13 protein-coding genes and 1 CRISPR repeat array are annotated in these 17,077 nt (G+C 54.2%); of the genes, 5 read left to right on the top strand and 8 right to left on the bottom strand.

Annotation, left to right across the window (positions count from 1 at the left end; all coding sequences use genetic code 11):
• Positions 1 to 15 precede the first annotated feature (15 nt).
• Complete coding sequence (locus ACOXYR_RS13700; protein ID WP_421355575.1) at positions 16 to 915, bottom strand: LysO family transporter; 900 nt, start codon at positions 913 to 915, stop codon at positions 16 to 18.
• Positions 916 to 1,176: 261 nt separating this feature from the next.
• Positions 1,177 to 1,872, bottom strand: a complete 696-nt coding sequence (gene aqpZ / locus ACOXYR_RS13695) for an aquaporin Z (protein ID WP_015965127.1) — start codon at positions 1,870 to 1,872, stop codon at positions 1,177 to 1,179.
• A 482-nt stretch (positions 1,873 to 2,354) separates the two neighbouring features.
• Here aqpZ and ACOXYR_RS13690 point away from each other — a divergent pair, with 482 nt between their 5' ends.
• Positions 2,355 to 4,013, top strand: a complete 1,659-nt coding sequence (locus tag ACOXYR_RS13690; protein ID WP_108474616.1) for an ATP-dependent endonuclease — start codon at positions 2,355 to 2,357, stop codon at positions 4,011 to 4,013.
• On the opposite strand, the gene ACOXYR_RS13685 is transcribed toward ACOXYR_RS13690, so the two are convergent.
• On the bottom strand, positions 4,010 to 4,960 hold the full coding sequence (locus ACOXYR_RS13685) for a VirK/YbjX family protein (RefSeq protein ID WP_108474680.1): 951 nt from the start codon (positions 4,958 to 4,960) through the stop codon (positions 4,010 to 4,012). The two genes, ACOXYR_RS13690 and ACOXYR_RS13685, sit on opposite strands and share 4 nt — an antisense overlap.
• 162 nt (positions 4,961 to 5,122) lie before the next feature.
• Between ACOXYR_RS13685 and macA the strand changes: the two genes are divergently transcribed.
• Both macA and macB read left to right on the top strand, forming a co-directional pair.
• Positions 5,123 to 6,238 carry a macrolide transporter subunit MacA gene (gene macA, locus ACOXYR_RS13680; RefSeq protein ID WP_108474615.1) on the top strand — a complete coding sequence of 372 codons (1,116 nt, stop codon included), beginning with the start codon at positions 5,123 to 5,125 and terminating at the stop codon, positions 6,236 to 6,238.
• Positions 6,235 to 8,175 (top strand): macrolide ABC transporter ATP-binding protein/permease MacB, encoded by a 1,941-nt coding sequence (macB, locus tag ACOXYR_RS13675; protein WP_113857385.1) that lies wholly within the window; start codon positions 6,235 to 6,237, stop codon positions 8,173 to 8,175. Before macA ends, macB begins: the two co-directional genes overlap by 4 nt.
• 65 nt (positions 8,176 to 8,240) lie before the next feature.
• Here the strand turns inward: macB and cspD are convergent, their stop codons facing one another.
• On the bottom strand, positions 8,241 to 8,465 hold the full coding sequence (gene cspD / locus ACOXYR_RS13670; protein ID WP_108474613.1) for a cold shock-like protein CspD: 225 nt from the start codon (positions 8,463 to 8,465) through the stop codon (positions 8,241 to 8,243).
• Positions 8,466 to 8,774: 309 nt separating this feature from the next.
• On the opposite strand from cspD, the gene clpS reads away from it, so the two are divergent.
• Both clpS and clpA read left to right on the top strand, forming a co-directional pair.
• On the top strand, positions 8,775 to 9,095 hold the full coding sequence (gene clpS, locus ACOXYR_RS13665; protein ID WP_015965121.1) for an ATP-dependent Clp protease adapter ClpS: 321 nt from the start codon (positions 8,775 to 8,777) through the stop codon (positions 9,093 to 9,095).
• Positions 9,096 to 9,125: 30 nt separating this feature from the next.
• Positions 9,126 to 11,405, top strand: coding sequence for an ATP-dependent Clp protease ATP-binding subunit ClpA (gene clpA, locus ACOXYR_RS13660; RefSeq protein ID WP_015965120.1), 2,280 nt, complete (start codon positions 9,126 to 9,128; stop codon positions 11,403 to 11,405).
• Between the two features lie 300 nt (positions 11,406 to 11,705).
• Positions 11,706 to 12,153: direct repeats of the CRISPR family, unit length 28 nt; unit sequence GTTCACTGCCGTACAGGCAGCTTAGAAA.
• Between the two features lie 173 nt (positions 12,154 to 12,326).
• Here the strand turns inward: clpA and infA are convergent.
• The 4 genes from infA to cydD form a co-directional block, all read right to left on the bottom strand.
• On the bottom strand, positions 12,327 to 12,545 hold the full coding sequence (gene infA, locus ACOXYR_RS13655; protein ID WP_002211347.1) for a translation initiation factor IF-1: 219 nt from the start codon (positions 12,543 to 12,545) through the stop codon (positions 12,327 to 12,329).
• Positions 12,546 to 12,816: 271 nt separating this feature from the next.
• Positions 12,817 to 13,521, bottom strand: a complete 705-nt coding sequence (gene aat, locus ACOXYR_RS13650) for a leucyl/phenylalanyl-tRNA--protein transferase (RefSeq protein ID WP_113857378.1) — start codon at positions 13,519 to 13,521, stop codon at positions 12,817 to 12,819.
• A gap of 39 nt (positions 13,522 to 13,560) precedes the next feature.
• Positions 13,561 to 15,282 carry a heme ABC transporter ATP-binding protein/permease CydC gene (cydC, locus tag ACOXYR_RS13645; protein WP_421355574.1) on the bottom strand — a complete coding sequence of 574 codons (1,722 nt, stop codon included), beginning with the start codon at positions 15,280 to 15,282 and terminating at the stop codon, positions 13,561 to 13,563.
• Positions 15,283 to 17,049 (bottom strand): heme ABC transporter permease/ATP-binding protein CydD, encoded by a 1,767-nt coding sequence (gene cydD / locus ACOXYR_RS13640; RefSeq protein WP_421355573.1) that lies wholly within the window; start codon positions 17,047 to 17,049, stop codon positions 15,283 to 15,285. It abuts the gene before it with no gap.
• Between the last annotated feature and the right edge of the window lie 28 nt (positions 17,050 to 17,077).

Raw genomic sequence — 17,077 nt, 5'->3', positions numbered from 1 at the left:
CCGCCATGGGGGTAATCAGGCGGTGAAAAAGGCCATTAGCAGGGGAACCAACAGGCTCAATACAAAGCCGTGAACGATGGCCGGTGGCACCATCTCCACGCCGCCGGAGCGCTGAAGAACGGGCAGGGTGAAATCCATCGACGTGGCACCGCACAAACCCAGTGCCGTAGAACGGCTGCGCTGCACCAGCGCCGGAATCAGCATAATGGCAATGAGTTCGCGCGCCAGATCGTTAAAGAAAGTGGCGCTACCAATCACCGGGCCAAAAGCATCGGTGGTCATGATGCCGGAGAGCGAGTACCAGCCGAACCCGGACGCCATCGCCAGTCCGGTTTTTAATGGCAGTCCGAGGATCAGGGAATTAATCACTCCGCCAATTAACGAACTTGCCATCACCACCACGGAAATAATCATCCCACGGCGATTGAGTACAATCTGTTTTAGCGTCATGCCGCTGTTGCGCAGCTGAATACCCACAAGGAATAAAAGGAAAATAAGCGTATATTCGCTGGCGGCAGTCGCGTGTTGTAAAAATGAGAGGCCAGTTAAACCCAGGACAAAACCACCAACTACCACAAAGCACAGTTTTAATGATTCCAGCGCCATTGCCAGGCGCGAAGGCAATTTTTCCTGCTGATGATGATGACGCCAGGGCAGAGATTTTTCGAGCCAGAAAAGTGCTGCAATATTACACAGCAAAATAACCACAATACTGATAGAGGAATAGTAGAAAATAGCCAACAGATTGCTGGCCAGATTATCAAGAAATGCCAGGCTCACGCCCATCAAAAAGAGGATCACGTAAACAATCCAGCTAAGCAGTCGATTAATCAGCTGAAGCGTGGGGCGATGGGTGAGGGGGATCAGGTAACCCAGAATCAGGGGTACGAGAATGATTAGCAGTCCCGACAACATGAGCGGCGTATTCCTTGCAGTGTGTATTGAGCGGCAATGACACTACCCAAATTGGCATGAAATATCAAACCTGCCCGGTGGCGCAGCGCCATCCGACACAAAAAAGCCCGCTTAGCGGGCTTTGAGACTGATAACAAACGTAACATTGCCTGATGCGCTATGCTTATCAGGCCTACAAAGTTTCTGCAATATATTGAATTTGCACTATTTTGTAGGCCGGATAAGGTGTTTACGCCGCATCCGGCAAGAACAAAGCGTAAATTAGTCGCGTTTTTCCAGCAGAGTACGGTAGATGAGGCCACCGAGGATACCGCCGATAATCGGCATAACCCAGAACAGCCACAGCTGCTGCAGTGCCCAGCCGCCCTGGAAGATAGCGACCGCGGTGCTACGCGCCGGGTTAACAGACGTATTGGTAACCGGGATGCTGATCAGGTGGATAAGGGTAAGCGCCAGACCGATAGCGATTGGTGCAAAACCTGCCGGAGCGTGTTTGTCGGTCGCGCCGTGGATAACCAGCAGGAAGCCACAGGTCAGCACGATTTCAATGACGATAGCGGAAAGCATAGAGAAGCCGCCCGGTGAATGTTCGCCATAGCCGTTAGACGCGAAGCCGCTGGCTGCCGCATCGAAGCCTGCTTTACCGCTGGCAACCAGATACAGCACTGCCGCTGCGACGATACCGCCAATAACCTGAGCGACGATATAACCGATAACATCTTTCGCCGGGAAACGACCGCCCGCCCACAGGCCCAGTGTCACAGCCGGGTTAAAATGACCGCCGGAGATGTGACCGACAGCGAACGCCATGGTCAGTACGGTCAGACCGAATGCCAGCGCCACGCCCGCGAAACCGATACCCAGTTCCGGGAATGCCGCAGCCAGAACGGCGCTACCGCAACCACCAAACACCAGCCAGAAAGTACCGAAGAACTCTGCAGCTAATTTTCTAAACATAACCACCTCAATAAAAAAGCACGTACAGGATGAGTAAATTCTCTCTGTACATTATTTATCGTCAGAAAGGGGTGACGACACAATTTATACCCACGGCATAACCGCTGGCAGGGTAAGTGAACAAAATCACCGCAATGCCAACAGAATAAAGCTGAGTATAGAAGTCGTTATTTTAAAAACGTTGTCATCCCTTCACCAGTTAAATTTATACGTTAAATTTGATGTAAGGCAATGTGATGTTATTCCTTAAACAATCTGGTTGGTTAAATAGAGTGTAGTGCATTCTTTTAAGAATATTCATTGGTAGCATTATCTGTTTGTTATTCCATTTTTGTGCTAATGGCAAACAGCTTCATCTCCTCCCTGAGCTGTCCGGATTCGTATCAATGCCGCACTCTCTTAACGGCTTGACGCAACTTGAATGTTTTTGCGTATATACTGCCGATAACAGAAGGAAAAGGCGGTAGCTAAACGGAGGGGACATGCTTCTTGAACGCGTAGAAATTGTCGGTTTTCGTGGCATTAATCGATTGTCATTAATGCTGGAGCAAAACAACGTCCTGATTGGCGAGAACGCCTGGGGCAAATCGAGCCTGCTGGACGCGTTAACCCTGCTGTTATCTCCTCGTGATGAGCTCTATCACTTTGTACGCAACGATTTTTGGTTCCCGCCGGGTGATGTGAAGGGGCGTGAGCACCATCTGCATATTATTCTGACCTTCCGCGAATCTGAGCCAGGGCGGTACCGCGGGCGGCGCTATCGTCCCCTGGCCGATTGCTGGTCGCGCGGGGAAGATGGTTATCATCGTCTGTTTTACCGTCTGGAAGGTGAGCTGGGCGCAGATGACAGCGTCATGACCCTGCGCAGCTTTATCGACAGCAACGGGCATGCGCTGGAACTGGACGATATCGACGCGATGGCGCGTCATTTGATCCGCCTGATGCCCGTGCTCCGCCTGCGTGACGCGCGCTTTATGCGCCGCATTCGCAACGGCACCGTGCCCAACACGCCAGACGTCGAAGTGACCGCACAACAGCTTGATTTTCTCTCCCGCGAGCTGGTTTCCAGCCCGCAAAATCTGAGCGATGCGCAGATTCGTCAGGGGCTGTCGGCGATGGTGCAACTGCTGGAACACTACTTCTCTGAACAAGGCTCAGATGAAGCGCGTCATCGCCTGATGCGTCAGCGTTCCCACGATGAACAGCGCAGCTGGCGTTATCTCGATATCATCAACCGCATGATTGATAAACCCGGCGCGCGCAGCCACCGGATGATCCTTCTTGCGCTCTTTTCCACGTTATTGCAGGCAAAAGGCACCGTACGCCTTGATAAAGACGCCCGACCGTTGCTGTTAATTGAAGATCCGGAAACGCGCTTACACCCGATTATGCTGTCTGTCGCGTGGAATTTACTCAATCTGCTGCCGCTTCAGCGCGTGACCACCACCAACTCTGGTGAGCTGTTATCGCTGACGCCGATGGAGCACGTTTGTCGTCTGGTGCGTGAATCCTCCCGTGTGGCGGCGTGGCGTTTAGGGCCGGGCGGCATGAACCCCGACGACAGTCGCCGCATTTCGTTCCACATTCGCTTTAATCGCGCGTCGTCGTTGTTTGCTCGCTGTTGGCTGCTGGTGGAGGGCGAAACCGAAACCTGGGTCATTAATGAACTGGCGCGCCAGTGTGGTCATCATTTTGACGCCGAAGGGGTAAAAGTCATCGAGTTTGCCCAGTCCGGCCTGAAGCCACTGATTAAATTTGCCCGGAGAATGGGAATTGAGTGGCACGTGCTGGTGGATGGCGATGAGGCAGGTAAGAAATACGCCGCGACCGTGCGCAGCCTGCTCAATAATGACAGAGAGCAGGAGCGTCACTACCTGACAGCACTTCCGGCGCTGGATATGGAACACTTTATGTACCGTCAGGGGTTCTCTGATGTCTACCATCGGGTGGCGCAACTGCCGGAGAATATTCCCATGAATATGCGCCGGGTAATAACGAAAGCGATTCATCGCTCCTCAAAACCCGATCTGGCCATTGAGGTGGCGATGGAAGCAGGGCGGCGCGGCGTGGACGCCGTACCGACGCTGCTGCGTAAAATGTTCTCGCGCGTTATCTGGCTGGCGCGCGGTAAAGCCGACTAAACATTGAAGCGCTGTTGGATCTGGCGGGTGATGCTGTCCAGCAGCGCGTAACGGCGGCGATATTCCGCGCGTTTTTTACTGGCGATATCCGCTTCGTCTTTACGGGCGACGGAGAGCGGTAGATGGTAATAACCGCGCTCATCATTCACGCCGCCAACGGCTTCCCAGAAATTGTCATAATCCGCGTGGATCTTTTTTTCTTTATCGCGATAACGCAGGCTGCGGTAGATATGCGCCTGATTGCTGACTGCCAGAATTTGCTCCATCTGCCAGCGCTGGGCAAAGCTGCATACCGCTTCCATCACCACGCGTTTTGGAAACAGGCCGTGACAGGCTTTGGTCGCCTGATGAATATCCTGCTGTGACTGCTCGGTTTTCCCGCCCTGCAAGCCGCCAATAAACAGTGTGCGTTTACCGTCATATTCGCAAATGGTAAAAGTGATTTCCGCCAGCATCTCATTACGCGCGTTACGCAGCAGAATCGTGCTTTCACCCTCTTTATCCAGCGAGATAACGGACGCAAAATGCAGGGTATAGATTTCGCCTTCTTTGCCTTCGATCTCAGCCAGCGGAATGCCTGCACAGGCGAAGTAACGCTGTAGCTCATCCGTGGTCAGCGCCTGGCGCAGCGTGCGGTAGTGATAGCGCAGCGCATCCAGCAACTGTTGGCGATCAAGATTAACGGCCAGATAAGGACGATGCAGGCGGACGGGCAGGCGCGGCTGAATTAACAGCAGGCGTTCGAGGTCGGGCCATTTTGCCATTTCAGCCATCCACTGGCGGGATAAACGCGGCATCCATAGCGAACGCAGCATAAACTTTCTACGAAAGCTGCGCTGATGCCAGAATTTACCGGGGCGCCACAGCCCGCTCCATAAGCAGAAGAACAGGCCAACGCTGGAGGTGGGCAGCGTCGGGTAATGGGAGTTTTCAGTGGTTTGCAACATATCAGCAATCCGCGTAATGGATGATGCGTTGATTTCACCACTGGCAAACTTAACCAATTCTCAATAACTCTGTTACCCTGTTCACCTTTACTTGTTTGTTTAGTAACGGTTGATGTTGATGCTCTCACTCTGGCTGAAACAACGAAAAATATCAGGATAGGTATGCGTATTAAGGGAAAAATAAAAAAACGATATGTGCTGCTCGCGGTGGTGGTCATCGCGGGGCTGATTGCTATTTGGCGCACGCTGAATGCGCCGTTACCGCAGTATCAAACGTTGATTGTTCGCCCGGGCGAGCTGGAACAGAGCGTGCTGGCGACCGGTAAGCTTGATGCACTGCGTAAAGTTGACGTCGGTGCGCAGGTGAGCGGGCAGTTAAAAACGCTCTCCGTTGAGATTGGCGATAAAGTTAAAAAAGGGCAACTGCTTGGGGTGATTGACCCGGAGCAGGCCGAAAACCAGATTAAAGAAGTGGAAGCCACGCTGATGGAACTGCGCGCGCAACGCGCTCAGGCGGAAGCGGAACGTAAACTGGCGCAGGTGACGCTGGCGCGTCAACAGCAACTGGCGAAAACCCAGGCCATTTCACGCCAGGATCTGGATACCGCGACGACTGAGCTTGCTGTTAAACAGGCGCAAATCGGCACGATTGATGCCCAAATCAAACGTAATCAGGCCTCGCTCGATACGGCAAAAACCAACCTCGACTATACGCGGATCGTAGCACCAATGGCCGGGGAAGTGACGCAGATTACCACCCTGCAAGGGCAGACCGTGATCGCCGCACAGCAGGCGCCAAACATTCTGACGCTGGCGGATCTCAGCACCATGCTGGTGAAAGCGCAGGTCTCTGAAGCCGATGTCATCCATCTGAAGCCGGGGCAGAAAGCCTGGTTTACCGTTCTTGGCGATCCCCTGACGCGCTACGAAGGGACGCTGAAAGATATCCTGCCGACACCGGAAAAAGTGAACGATGCCATTTTCTATCATGCACGTTTTGAAGTGCCTAACCCGCAAGGTGTATTGCGTCTTGATATGACGGCGCAGGTACATATTCAGCTCACCGGCGTGAAGAACGTGCTGACCATTCCGTTGAGTGCGCTGGGCGACAGCGTGGGCGATAACCGCTATACCGTGCGCCTGCTGCGTAACGGGGAGGTGAAACCGCGCGAAGTGTCCATTGGTTCGCGCAATGACACGGAAGTGGAAATCGCAAAAGGTCTGGAAGCTGGTGACGAAGTGATTATTGGCGAGGGCAAAGCGGGAGCCGCGAAATGACGGCGCTGCTGCAGCTCACGGACATTCGCCGTAGTTATCCTTCCGGTGACGGAAGTGTCGAAGTCCTGAAAGGCATTACGCTGGAGATCAACGCCGGGGAGATGGTGGCGATTGTCGGCGCATCTGGATCCGGTAAGTCCACGTTGATGAATATCATCGGCTGCCTCGATAAACCGACCAGTGGTACCTACCGCGTTGCGGGCGTTGATGTTGCCACACTCGATAGCGACGCGCTGGCACAACTGCGGCGTGAACACTTTGGTTTTATCTTCCAGCGTTATCATTTGCTCTCGCATTTGACGGCGGTGCAAAACGTGGAAGTGCCGGCGGTGTACGCAGGTATGGAGCGTAAAGCTCGTCTGGTGCGCGCGGCGGAACTGCTTAAGCGCCTCGGACTTGAAGAGCGCGTCGATTACGCGCCTTCACAGCTTTCCGGCGGTCAGCAGCAGCGCGTGAGTATTGCGCGTGCGTTGATGAACGGCGGGCAGGTGATCCTCGCGGATGAACCGACCGGCGCGCTGGATAGCCGTTCCGGCGAAGAGGTGATGGCAATTCTGCACCAGCTCAAAGAGCAGGGGCACACGATTATTATCGTCACCCACGATCCGCAGGTGGCCGCGCAGGCCGAGCGAGTGATCGAAATTCATGACGGCGAAATTTTACGTAATCCACCGGCCAAAGCGGCGACGGGCGAAGCGCGACGCCTGAACGGTGAACACGTCTCCGGCTGGCGGCAATTCAGCAACAGTTTTCGCGAAGCGCTGTCGATGGCGTGGCGCGCCCTGGCGGCCAATAAAATGCGCACGCTATTAACCATGCTCGGCATTATTATCGGTATTGCCTCGGTGGTGTCGATTGTGGTGGTGGGGGATGCGGCAAAGCAGATGGTGCTGGCGGATATCCGTTCTATCGGTACCAACACGATTGATGTGTATCCGGGGAAAGACTTTGGCGACGACGACCCGCAGTATCAACAATCGTTGAAATACGACGACCTGCTGGCGATTGAAAAACAGTCGTGGGTGAGTTCTGCCACGCCCGCTGTTTCTAAAAACCTACGGTTGCGCGCGGGCAATATTGATGTGGCTGCAAGCGTGCAGGGGATTGGCCAGCAATATTTTAACGTCTACGGTATGACCTTCAGCGAAGGCAACACCTTTAACGCGATTCAGGCCGCTGAGCGTGCGCAGGTGGTGGTGCTCGATAACAACACCCGCCGCCAGCTTTTCCCGAATAAAACCAGCGTGGTGGGTGAAATTATTCTGGTGGGGAATATGCCTGCCACGGTAATTGGCGTGGCGGATGAGAAACAGTCGATGTTTGGCAGCAGCACAATCTTACGCGTCTGGCTGCCTTATTCAACGATGGCGGGGCGCGTTATGGGGCAATCGTGGCTTAATTCCATCACGGTACGCGTAAAAGAGGGCTATGACAGCAGTTTTGCCGAACAACAACTCACGCGCCTGCTCAGTTTGCGTCATGGGAAAAAAGATTTCTTCGTCTGGAATATGGACAGCGTCTTGAAAACGGCGGAACGCACCACACATACATTACAGCTGTTTCTGACACTGGTGGCGGTCATCTCGCTGGTGGTGGGTGGTATAGGCGTGATGAATATTATGCTGGTGTCGGTGACCGAGCGAACGCGCGAAATCGGTATTCGTATGGCGGTGGGTGCGCGGGCCAGCAATGTGCTGCAACAATTTTTGATTGAAGCCGTTTTGGTGTGTCTGGTAGGCGGGGCGTTAGGTGTGACGCTATCCTTAATGATAGCGCTGGCGCTGCAGTTGATTTTGCCGGGCTGGGAAATTGGTTTTTCGCCCGTCGCGCTGCTTACGGCGTTTATCTGTTCGACGCTCACCGGCGTGCTGTTTGGCTGGTTACCGGCTCGCAACGCGGCCCGGCTTGATCCGGTGGATGCGCTGGCACGCGAGTAAAAGAAAAATGCCAGTCGAAGGGACTGGCATTTTGACGGCGGGATGTACACAATGAAGCGTGAAGGCTATGCGGCCGTTTCTGCCTCGACAATGGGAATAATCACGCTGGCGTGGTTACCCTTCGGGCCTTCATGAACATCAAACTGGACCGATTGCCCGGCTTTTAGCGTTCTGTAACCATCCATCTGAATGGTGGAGTAATGGGCGAATATGTCATCGCCACCGCCTTCCGGGCAGATAAAACCAAACCCTTTGGCATTGTTGAACCACTTAACAGTACCCATTTCCATACTTCGACATCCTTCGTAACTCTTATATGTAGATGGAATGAACCGGTGGTGGAGTCAGGAGTTGTTTAAAACCTCGCCAACTCTCGCCACTACAATTTAGAGTTTTCGCGCGAAGCGTCAAGGGTTTGAAGGGCCAGATGGGCGGAAAATGAATCAAAATTTGAAGCAGTTAACGCTATTGACGGGAATGTGACAGAGTTCGCTAATGACAGCTATAGGTGATAGTTATCTATGATCTACAGTAGATTTAGTACCTGTATAAACAGAGGTCAGCGACTGCGCACTTGCCACCGAAGATGATGACTGACAATGAGTAAGAGCAGAGACTGGCTGGATTTTGACCAGCTAACGGAAGACAAACTACAGGATGGGCTGAAACCACCGTCGATGTATAAAGTGATTTTAGTCAATGATGATTACACGCCAATGGAGTTTGTTATTGACGTGTTACAAAAATTCTTTTCTTATGATGTAGAACGTGCCACACAACTCATGCTCACGGTTCACTATCAGGGTAAAGCTATTTGTGGTGTTTTCACTGCCGAGGTGGCAGAAACCAAAGTAGCCATGGTGAATAAATACGCGAGGGAGAACGAGCATCCATTGTTGTGTACGCTGGAAAAAGCCTGAAATCAGGCATGAAAATTGGGGGAGGTGCCTATGCTCAATCAAGAACTGGAACTCAGTTTAAACATGGCTTTCGCCAGAGCGCGCGAGCACCGTCATGAGTTTATGACCGTCGAGCACTTGCTGCTGGCACTGCTTAGCAACCCATCGGCCCGTGAAGCGCTGGAAGCGTGTTCTGTAGACCTGGTCGCGCTGCGTCAGGAACTCGAAGCCTTCATCGAACAAACCACGCCGGTTCTGCCGGTCAGTGAAGAAGAGCGCGACACACAGCCGACGCTCAGCTTCCAGCGTGTCCTGCAACGTGCGGTATTCCACGTCCAGTCTTCTGGCCGTAGCGAAGTCACCGGTGCAAATGTTCTGGTCGCCATTTTCAGCGAGCAGGAGTCGCAAGCTGCGTATCTTCTGCGTAAACATGAAGTGAGCCGCCTCGATGTGGTCAACTTTATCTCTCACGGTACGCGTAAAGACGAACCGAGCCAGTCTTCCGATTCCGGAAGCCAGGCCCCGAACAATGAAGAGCAAGCAGGCGGGGAGGAACGTATGGAAAACTTCACCACCAACCTTAACCAGCTTGCTCGCGTCGGCGGTATTGACCCGCTGATTGGCCGCGACAAAGAGCTGGAGCGCGCCATTCAGGTGCTCTGCCGTCGTCGTAAAAATAACCCGCTGCTGGTGGGTGAATCTGGCGTCGGTAAAACCGCGATTGCCGAAGGTCTGGCATGGCGTATCGTGCGCGGTGACGTGCCGGAAATCATGGCCGACTGCACCATCTACTCACTCGATATTGGCTCGCTGCTGGCGGGTACCAAATATCGTGGTGATTTTGAAAAACGCTTTAAAGCGTTGCTCAAACAGCTGGAGCAGGACAACAACAGTATTCTGTTCATCGATGAAATCCACACCATTATTGGTGCGGGCGCAGCGTCGGGCGGCCAGGTGGATGCCGCTAACCTGATTAAACCGCTGCTCTCCAGCGGTAAAATTCGGGTGATGGGCTCAACCACTTACCAGGAATTTAGCAACATCTTCGAGAAAGACCGTGCGCTGGCGCGTCGTTTCCAGAAAATCGACATTACCGAACCTTCTGTCGAGGAAACCGTGCAGATAATCAACGGTCTGAAACCGAAGTATGAAGCTCACCATGATGTGCGTTACACCGCGAAAGCGGTTCGTGCGGCGGTTGAGCTGGCGGTGAAATACATCAACGATCGTCATTTGCCTGATAAAGCGATCGATGTGATTGATGAAGCGGGTGCGCGTGCGCGCCTGATGCCTATCAGCAAGCGTAAGAAAACGATCAACGTGGCAGACATCGAATCCGTGGTCGCGCGCATTGCGCGTATCCCGGAGAAAAGCGTCTCCCAGAGCGATCGCGACACGCTGAAAACGCTGGGCAATCGCCTGAAAATGCTGGTCTTTGGCCAGGATAAAGCCATCGACGCGTTAACCGAGGCGATCAAAATGAGTCGTGCTGGTCTCGGCCACGATCATCGCCCGGTCGGTTCATTCCTGTTCGCCGGGCCAACCGGGGTCGGGAAAACCGAGGTTACCGTTCAGCTGGCGAAAGCGATGGGTATTGAACTGCTGCGCTTTGATATGTCCGAATATATGGAACGCCACACGGTGAGCCGCCTGATTGGTGCGCCTCCGGGATACGTCGGCTTTGACCAGGGCGGTCTGCTCACCGACGCGGTGATTAAACACCCGCATGCGGTACTGCTGCTTGATGAAATCGAAAAAGCGCACCCGGACGTCTTTAATCTGCTGTTGCAGGTGATGGATAACGGTACGCTGACCGATAACAACGGCCGCAAAGCCGACTTCCGCAACGTGGTGCTGGTGATGACCACCAACGCCGGGGTGCGTGAAACCGAGCGTAAATCCATCGGCCTTATCCAGCAGGATAACAGCACTGATGCGATGGAAGAGATCAAGAAGATCTTCACGCCGGAATTCCGCAACCGTCTGGACAACATTATCTGGTTCGATCACCTCTCTACTGAGGTTATCCATCAGGTTGTCGATAAATTTATCGTCGAACTGCAGGTGCAGTTGGATCAGAAAGGCGTGTCGCTGGAAGTCACTCAGGAAGCCCGCAACTGGCTGGCAGAGAAAGGCTACGACCGCGCAATGGGTGCCCGTCCAATGTCCCGCGTGATTCAGGACAACCTGAAAAAACCGCTGGCAAACGAGCTGCTGTTCGGCTCGCTGGTGGATGGTGGCCAGGTGACGGTGGCGCTGGATAAAGAGAAAAATGAGCTGACCTACGGTTTCCAGAGTGCGCAAAAGCACAAACCGGAAGCGGCGCATTAATTTCTTTGAGGCGATTGGCGACCGTTGAAATGCCCGATGCGCAAGCTTATCGGGCCTACGGGTGGCCAGGAACGAGTAGGCCGGATAAGGCGTTGTAAGCACATAGTTTCAACCAAAAGCCGGGCTGGAGACAGCCCGGCTTTTTTATGTTCGTCGGAATGGTTTTGGAACCCTTTTTTTGGACATGTTTGTAAGTTATTGATTGTTAACGCAGGGAATTGGTACGTGAAAAATAGGGTCAAAAGGGAGATTTGAGTGTTAAGTTTAAGGATAACAATATGCTAGAGTGTTTTGGGTTCAGTTCACTGCCGTACAGGCAGCTTAGAAAGTTCGAATATCGGCACCAACGACAACCAAAAGGTTCACTGCCGTACAGGCAGCTTAGAAAATCAGCAAGCACCGACATAACACGGCCGGTAAGTTCACTGCCGTACAGGCAGCTTAGAAAAGCTCGGCCACTGTTTTGACCGGTTCTGGCACGTTCACTGCCGTACAGGCAGCTTAGAAAAAATGATGATGCAGCCATCGCAGGATGACCTGGTTCACTGCCGTACAGACAGCTTAGAAACTTGCCGCCGATTACAGACGTCCAGTGCAACCGTTCACTGCCGTACAGGCAGCTTAGAAATCACGCAACTGGCGTGCAAACATCTCAGATGAGTTCACTGCCGTACAGGCAGCTTAGAAAGAACGGGCACTTAACATGGGCAAAATTGCGATGTTCACTGCCGTACAGGCAGCTTAGAAAGATGAGTATCAGAGAGCCTGCCGGAGGGCAAAGTTCACTACCGCGCACGCAGCTACAGAAACTCGTTCTTAGCGATAACGTGCTGTCCAGGCAGTCATTACGCCACAAACGGAAAAGGCCGGGGATTTCCCCGGCCTTTCAGCATCTGGTGCCACTAAAGGGCTCAGGAACGATCAGCGACTACGGAAGACAATGCGGCCTTTGCTCAGGTCGTACGGGGTCAACTCAACAGTCACTTTGTCGCCCGTCAGAATGCGGATGTAGTTTTTGCGCATTTTACCGGAGATGTGCGCAGTTACCACGTGACCGTTTTCAAGTTCTACGCGGAACATAGTGTTAGGCAACGTATCAAGTACGGTACCCTGCATTTCAATATTGTCTTCTTTGGCCATCTAGTCCTCGGGGTATCACTACCATAGTTTTTAACCGGCAAGATAATGCCGAACTTCATCATGTAAGTAAAGATTTTGCGAATGAATCGCCGAAAGTCGTTTTTGCGCATTACCCCATCGCCACACGAAAAAAGCGTGCGAGTAACGCAGACCGGGTTGGATACTGCGGGAGATCTGACTCGAATGATTCCCAAACGGCGGTAGGGCAAAAGGCAGAAGCGACTCTCAGGGCACAATTATATCATCCTGACAAAAATTGTGCTGAAAACATTTACACTTCCGGTGAAAAGAGTGTCCGTGGCACCCAGAAATGTTCCGGCAGACGATGCATACGTAATATATCGAGTTGTTCCAGATATTCACGACGCGCTATTTCCACGGCACCCAGGGACGCGGTATGACTATTCAGCACCTGACAGTCGATGAGTTTCCCGCCGCTTTGCTGAAATGTCTCACAAAATACCAGCAGCGCCGTTTTCGAAGCGTTTTCCGCGCGGCTGAACATAGACTCCCCGCAAAAAAGGGCGCCCAGCGAAACACCGTACATGCCGCCAATAAGTTCATCACCTTTCCACACTTCAATCGAGTGCGCGTGCCCCAGTTCGTGCAGGCGATGATAGGCTTGTACGATGCCGGTGGTTATCCAGGTGCCTTCGTTGCGGTCTTGCGCGCAGCCTTCAATCACCCGACCAAATGCATAATTTAGCGTGATGCGATAAGGCGAACGGCTGTGAAAGCGCTTCATGCTGCGACTGATGTGGAAGGTCTCCGGCCACAGCACCGCGCGCGGATCGGGCGACCACCATAAAATAGGATCGCCCGGTGAGAACCAGGGAAAAATGCCGCGCTGATAGGCCATCAGCAGGCGAGCGGGGCTTAAATCGCCCCCTAAGGCCAGTAAACCATTCGGCTCGCGAAGCGCCCCTTCCGGTGAAGGAAACGCTATCGAGTGACGGGAGAGCTGAACAAGGCGCATGTTTCGACTACCTCATAATACCGATCGCTCAATAATAGCCTACAAACGCTGCTTAAACTGGTAATAACGCCCCTGTTGCGACAGCAATTCTGCGTTAGTACCTTGTTCGATAATTTGCCCGTTGTCCATCACTACGATGCGATTAAAACGCGCCAGCCCGCGCAGACGGTGCGTCACCATCAGCACGGTTTTATCACGCATGAGCTCGGCCATTAAATCAAGGATCTGGCTTTCAGTGGTGGCGTCCAGCCCTTCGGTGGGCTCATCCAGCAGCATCAGCGGCGCATCGTGCAGCAACGCACGGGCGATTGCCAGGCGACGCAGTTCACCCCCGGAGAGCTGGCGTCCGCCTTCGCCCAGCCAACTATTGAGACCGCTCTCTTCCAGTAGTTTGCCGAGGCCCGTCTGTTCCAGAACGGCGCTCAGTTCGGCATCGCTGGCGTCAGGACGCGCCAGCAGAAGGTTGTCGCGGAGTGTGGCGCTGAAAAGATGCACGCGCTGAGGTACCACGCTCATGGCGCGACGCAGCGTCGGTTCATCCAGATTGCTAAGCGGTTGCTCATTGAGCAAAATCGCCCCCTGCTGCGGATCCCATGCGCGCGTAATCAACTGAAGCAGCGTCGATTTACCACAACCGGTGCGCCCCAGAATGGCGATATGCTCACCCGCGTTAACCTGCAGGGCGATATCGCTCAGCGCCGCCTGTGCTTGCTCTGGGTAGCTGAAGGTGACGTTCTCAAAGCGTAGCGCCACCTGTGTTGGCACAGTGGCTTCTGTTTGTGGGAACGTGACTTCGGGTTTCTGGTCGATAATCTGCGTCAGGCGCAGCGCTGAGGCAATCACCTGACCAAGATGCTGGAATGCACCGGTAACCGGGGCCAGCGCTTCAAACGCGGCCAGCGCGCAGAAGACAAACAGCGCAATCAGCGCGCCAGGCTGGGTGTTATCACCTACGCCACCGGCGGCCAGCCAGAGCATGGCGATCACGGCTAAGCCACCAATCAGCAGCATCAGCGCTTGCGACAGGGCCGTCAGTTCCGACTGGCGACGCTGTGCGTCATGCCAGTTTACTTCCGTTTGTTCCATCTGCTCGCGGTATCGCGTACTGGCGTTAAAAATCGTCAGCTCAGCCTGACCCTGTAACCAACTGGTCAACTGTTGGCGATAGCGCCCACGCAGATGCGTTAGCTGCTCGCCGGTGGGTTTACCGGCGCGATAGAACAGGGGCGGCAGCAAAAAGAGTGTTAGTAGCATAATACCGCCGAGGGTCAGCGCCAGTGTGCCATCCAGGAAACTCAGCCCGAAGGTCACGACCAGAATAACCACCAGTGCGCCAACTAACGGTGAAATCACGCGCAGGTAGAGGTGATCGAGGGTATCAACATCAGCCACCATACGGTTGAGCAGTTCGCCCTGACGAAAACGTGCCAGCCCGGCAGGGGAGAGGGGAAGCAATTTGCTGAAGGTGAAGACGCGCAGGTGCTGCAATACGCGGAAGGTGGCGTCATGGCTAACCAGACGCTCGAAATAGCGCCCCGCGGTACGGATAATCGCTGAGCCGCGTACGCCCGCCGCCGGTAGCATGTAGTTGAAGCTGTAGACGCCCGCTACGCCGACGACGGCGGAGGCCGATAAGAACCAACCGGACAGCGTCAACAGACCAATGCTCGCCAGCAGGGTGACGATCGCCAGCACCACGCCGAGCGTCAGCAGCCATTTATGGCGTTTGTACAGTGCCAGATAGGGGAGTAACGCACGCATTTAAATTTCCTCCTGACGGTTGGCGAGCAGGCGCGCAAACGGGCCCTGCGCTCCGGCAAGCTGCTGATAGCTGCCTTGCTCAACAATCTGGCCGTTATCCATCACCCAGATGACATCCCAGTTGGTAATCTCTTCCAGTTGGTGTGTGACCATCAGCGTGGTTTGCTGGGTAGAGGCGCGGGTGAGCGCCTGCATGACACGCTGCTCGCTGTGTGCATCCAGGCTGGCGGTGGGCTCATCGAGCAACAATAATCGGCAGGGCATCAGCAGCGCGCGTGCCACGGCAACGCGCTGCGCCTGGCCGACGGAGAGCCGTGCGGCCTGATCGCCTACAACGGTGTCGACGCCCTGTGGAAGATACGGTAAAAACTCGCTGACCCAGGCGTTATCCAGCGCGGCTTGTAACTGTTGCTCGCTGGCGTGAGGATTGGCCAGCAGAACGTTTTCGCGTAGCGTGGTGGCCGGGAGTTGCGGGTTCTGCCCGACCCAACTCATCATGCGCCGCCAACTATCGGGGTGAAGCTGACTCAGTTCCACGCCATTGACCTGTAAAGAACCGGTATACGGCAGAAATCCTGCCAGCGTGTTCAGCAATGAACTCTTTCCGGAGCCGCTTTGTCCAACCATCACTACGCGCTGACCGGCCTCCAGAGTGAAGTTCAGCGGCCCGGCAAGAATTTTCCCTTCGGGCGAAGTAATGAACAGATCCCGCGCCGTCAGGGTTACCGGCTCTTTATCGTTGAGTTCACGCTCGCCTTGTTCCGGATGCGCCAGTGGCGTTTCCATAAAGGTTTTTAAACTGTCGGCGGCGCCAACGGCCTGCGCTTTGGCATGATAGAAGGTACCTAAATCGCGCAAGGGCTGGAAAAACTCCGGGGCGAGGATTAACGCAAGGAAACCTGACGAGAGCGTGACCGCCATCCCGTAGCTGCCGAAATTGAGTTCGCCGAGATATGAGAAACCAAAATAGACTGCTACCAGGGCAATTGAGAGTGAGGTAAAGAACTCCAGCACGCCGGAAGAGAGGAACGCCATGCGTAACACTTCCATCGTGCGCTGACGGAAATCTTGTGAGGCTTCGCGGATGTTTTCGGTTTCAGCCTCCCCGCGACCAAAGATACGCAGCGTTTCCATCCCACGCAGGCGGTCGAGGAAGTGTCCACTCAGGCGAGCCAGCGCCTGGAAGTTGCGACGGTTAGCGTCCGCCGCGCCCATTCCAACCAGCGCCATAAACAGCGGGATAAGCGGGGCGGTAAACAGCAGAATCAACGCAGCCGCCCAGTTAGATGGGAAGATTGCGACCACAATCAGCAGCGGCACGCAGACGGCCAGCGCCATTTGCGGCAGATAGCGCGCATAGTAGTCGTGCATGTCGTCAATCTGCTCAAGAATTAACGTCGCCCAACTACCGGCTGGTTTACCCTGAATCCATGCAGGGCCGGCCTGTTGAAGCCTGTCGAGCACCTGCTTGCGTATTTCAAAGCGAATATGCTGGCCGGCATGGAAACCCACGCGTTCGCGTAACCACACCACCCAGGCGCGCAAAATGAACACCAGAACGAGCAGTACAAAAGGCAGCAATAGTGCCTCGCGCGGGATGTTCTCCATAATCATATGATGGAGGATGCGGGCCAGAAGCCAGGCCTGGGCGATAATTAATGCGCCGCTGACAAAGCCCAGCAGGCGGGAAATCATCAACCAGCGACGGGAGATCAAACTTTGCTGTTTTAACCAGCGGGTGAGTTCTTGTTGACGGCTTTTATTCATTGCGTGCTTCGCAGGTGCTTGTAATGAG

The sequence above is a fragment of the Pseudocitrobacter faecalis genome, assembly GCF_965231525.1.
GTDB lineage: Bacteria > Pseudomonadota > Gammaproteobacteria > Enterobacterales > Enterobacteriaceae > Pseudocitrobacter > Pseudocitrobacter faecalis.
Note: the sequence above shows the minus strand (reverse complement) of the source record. Positions and strands in the feature narration are given on the sequence as shown.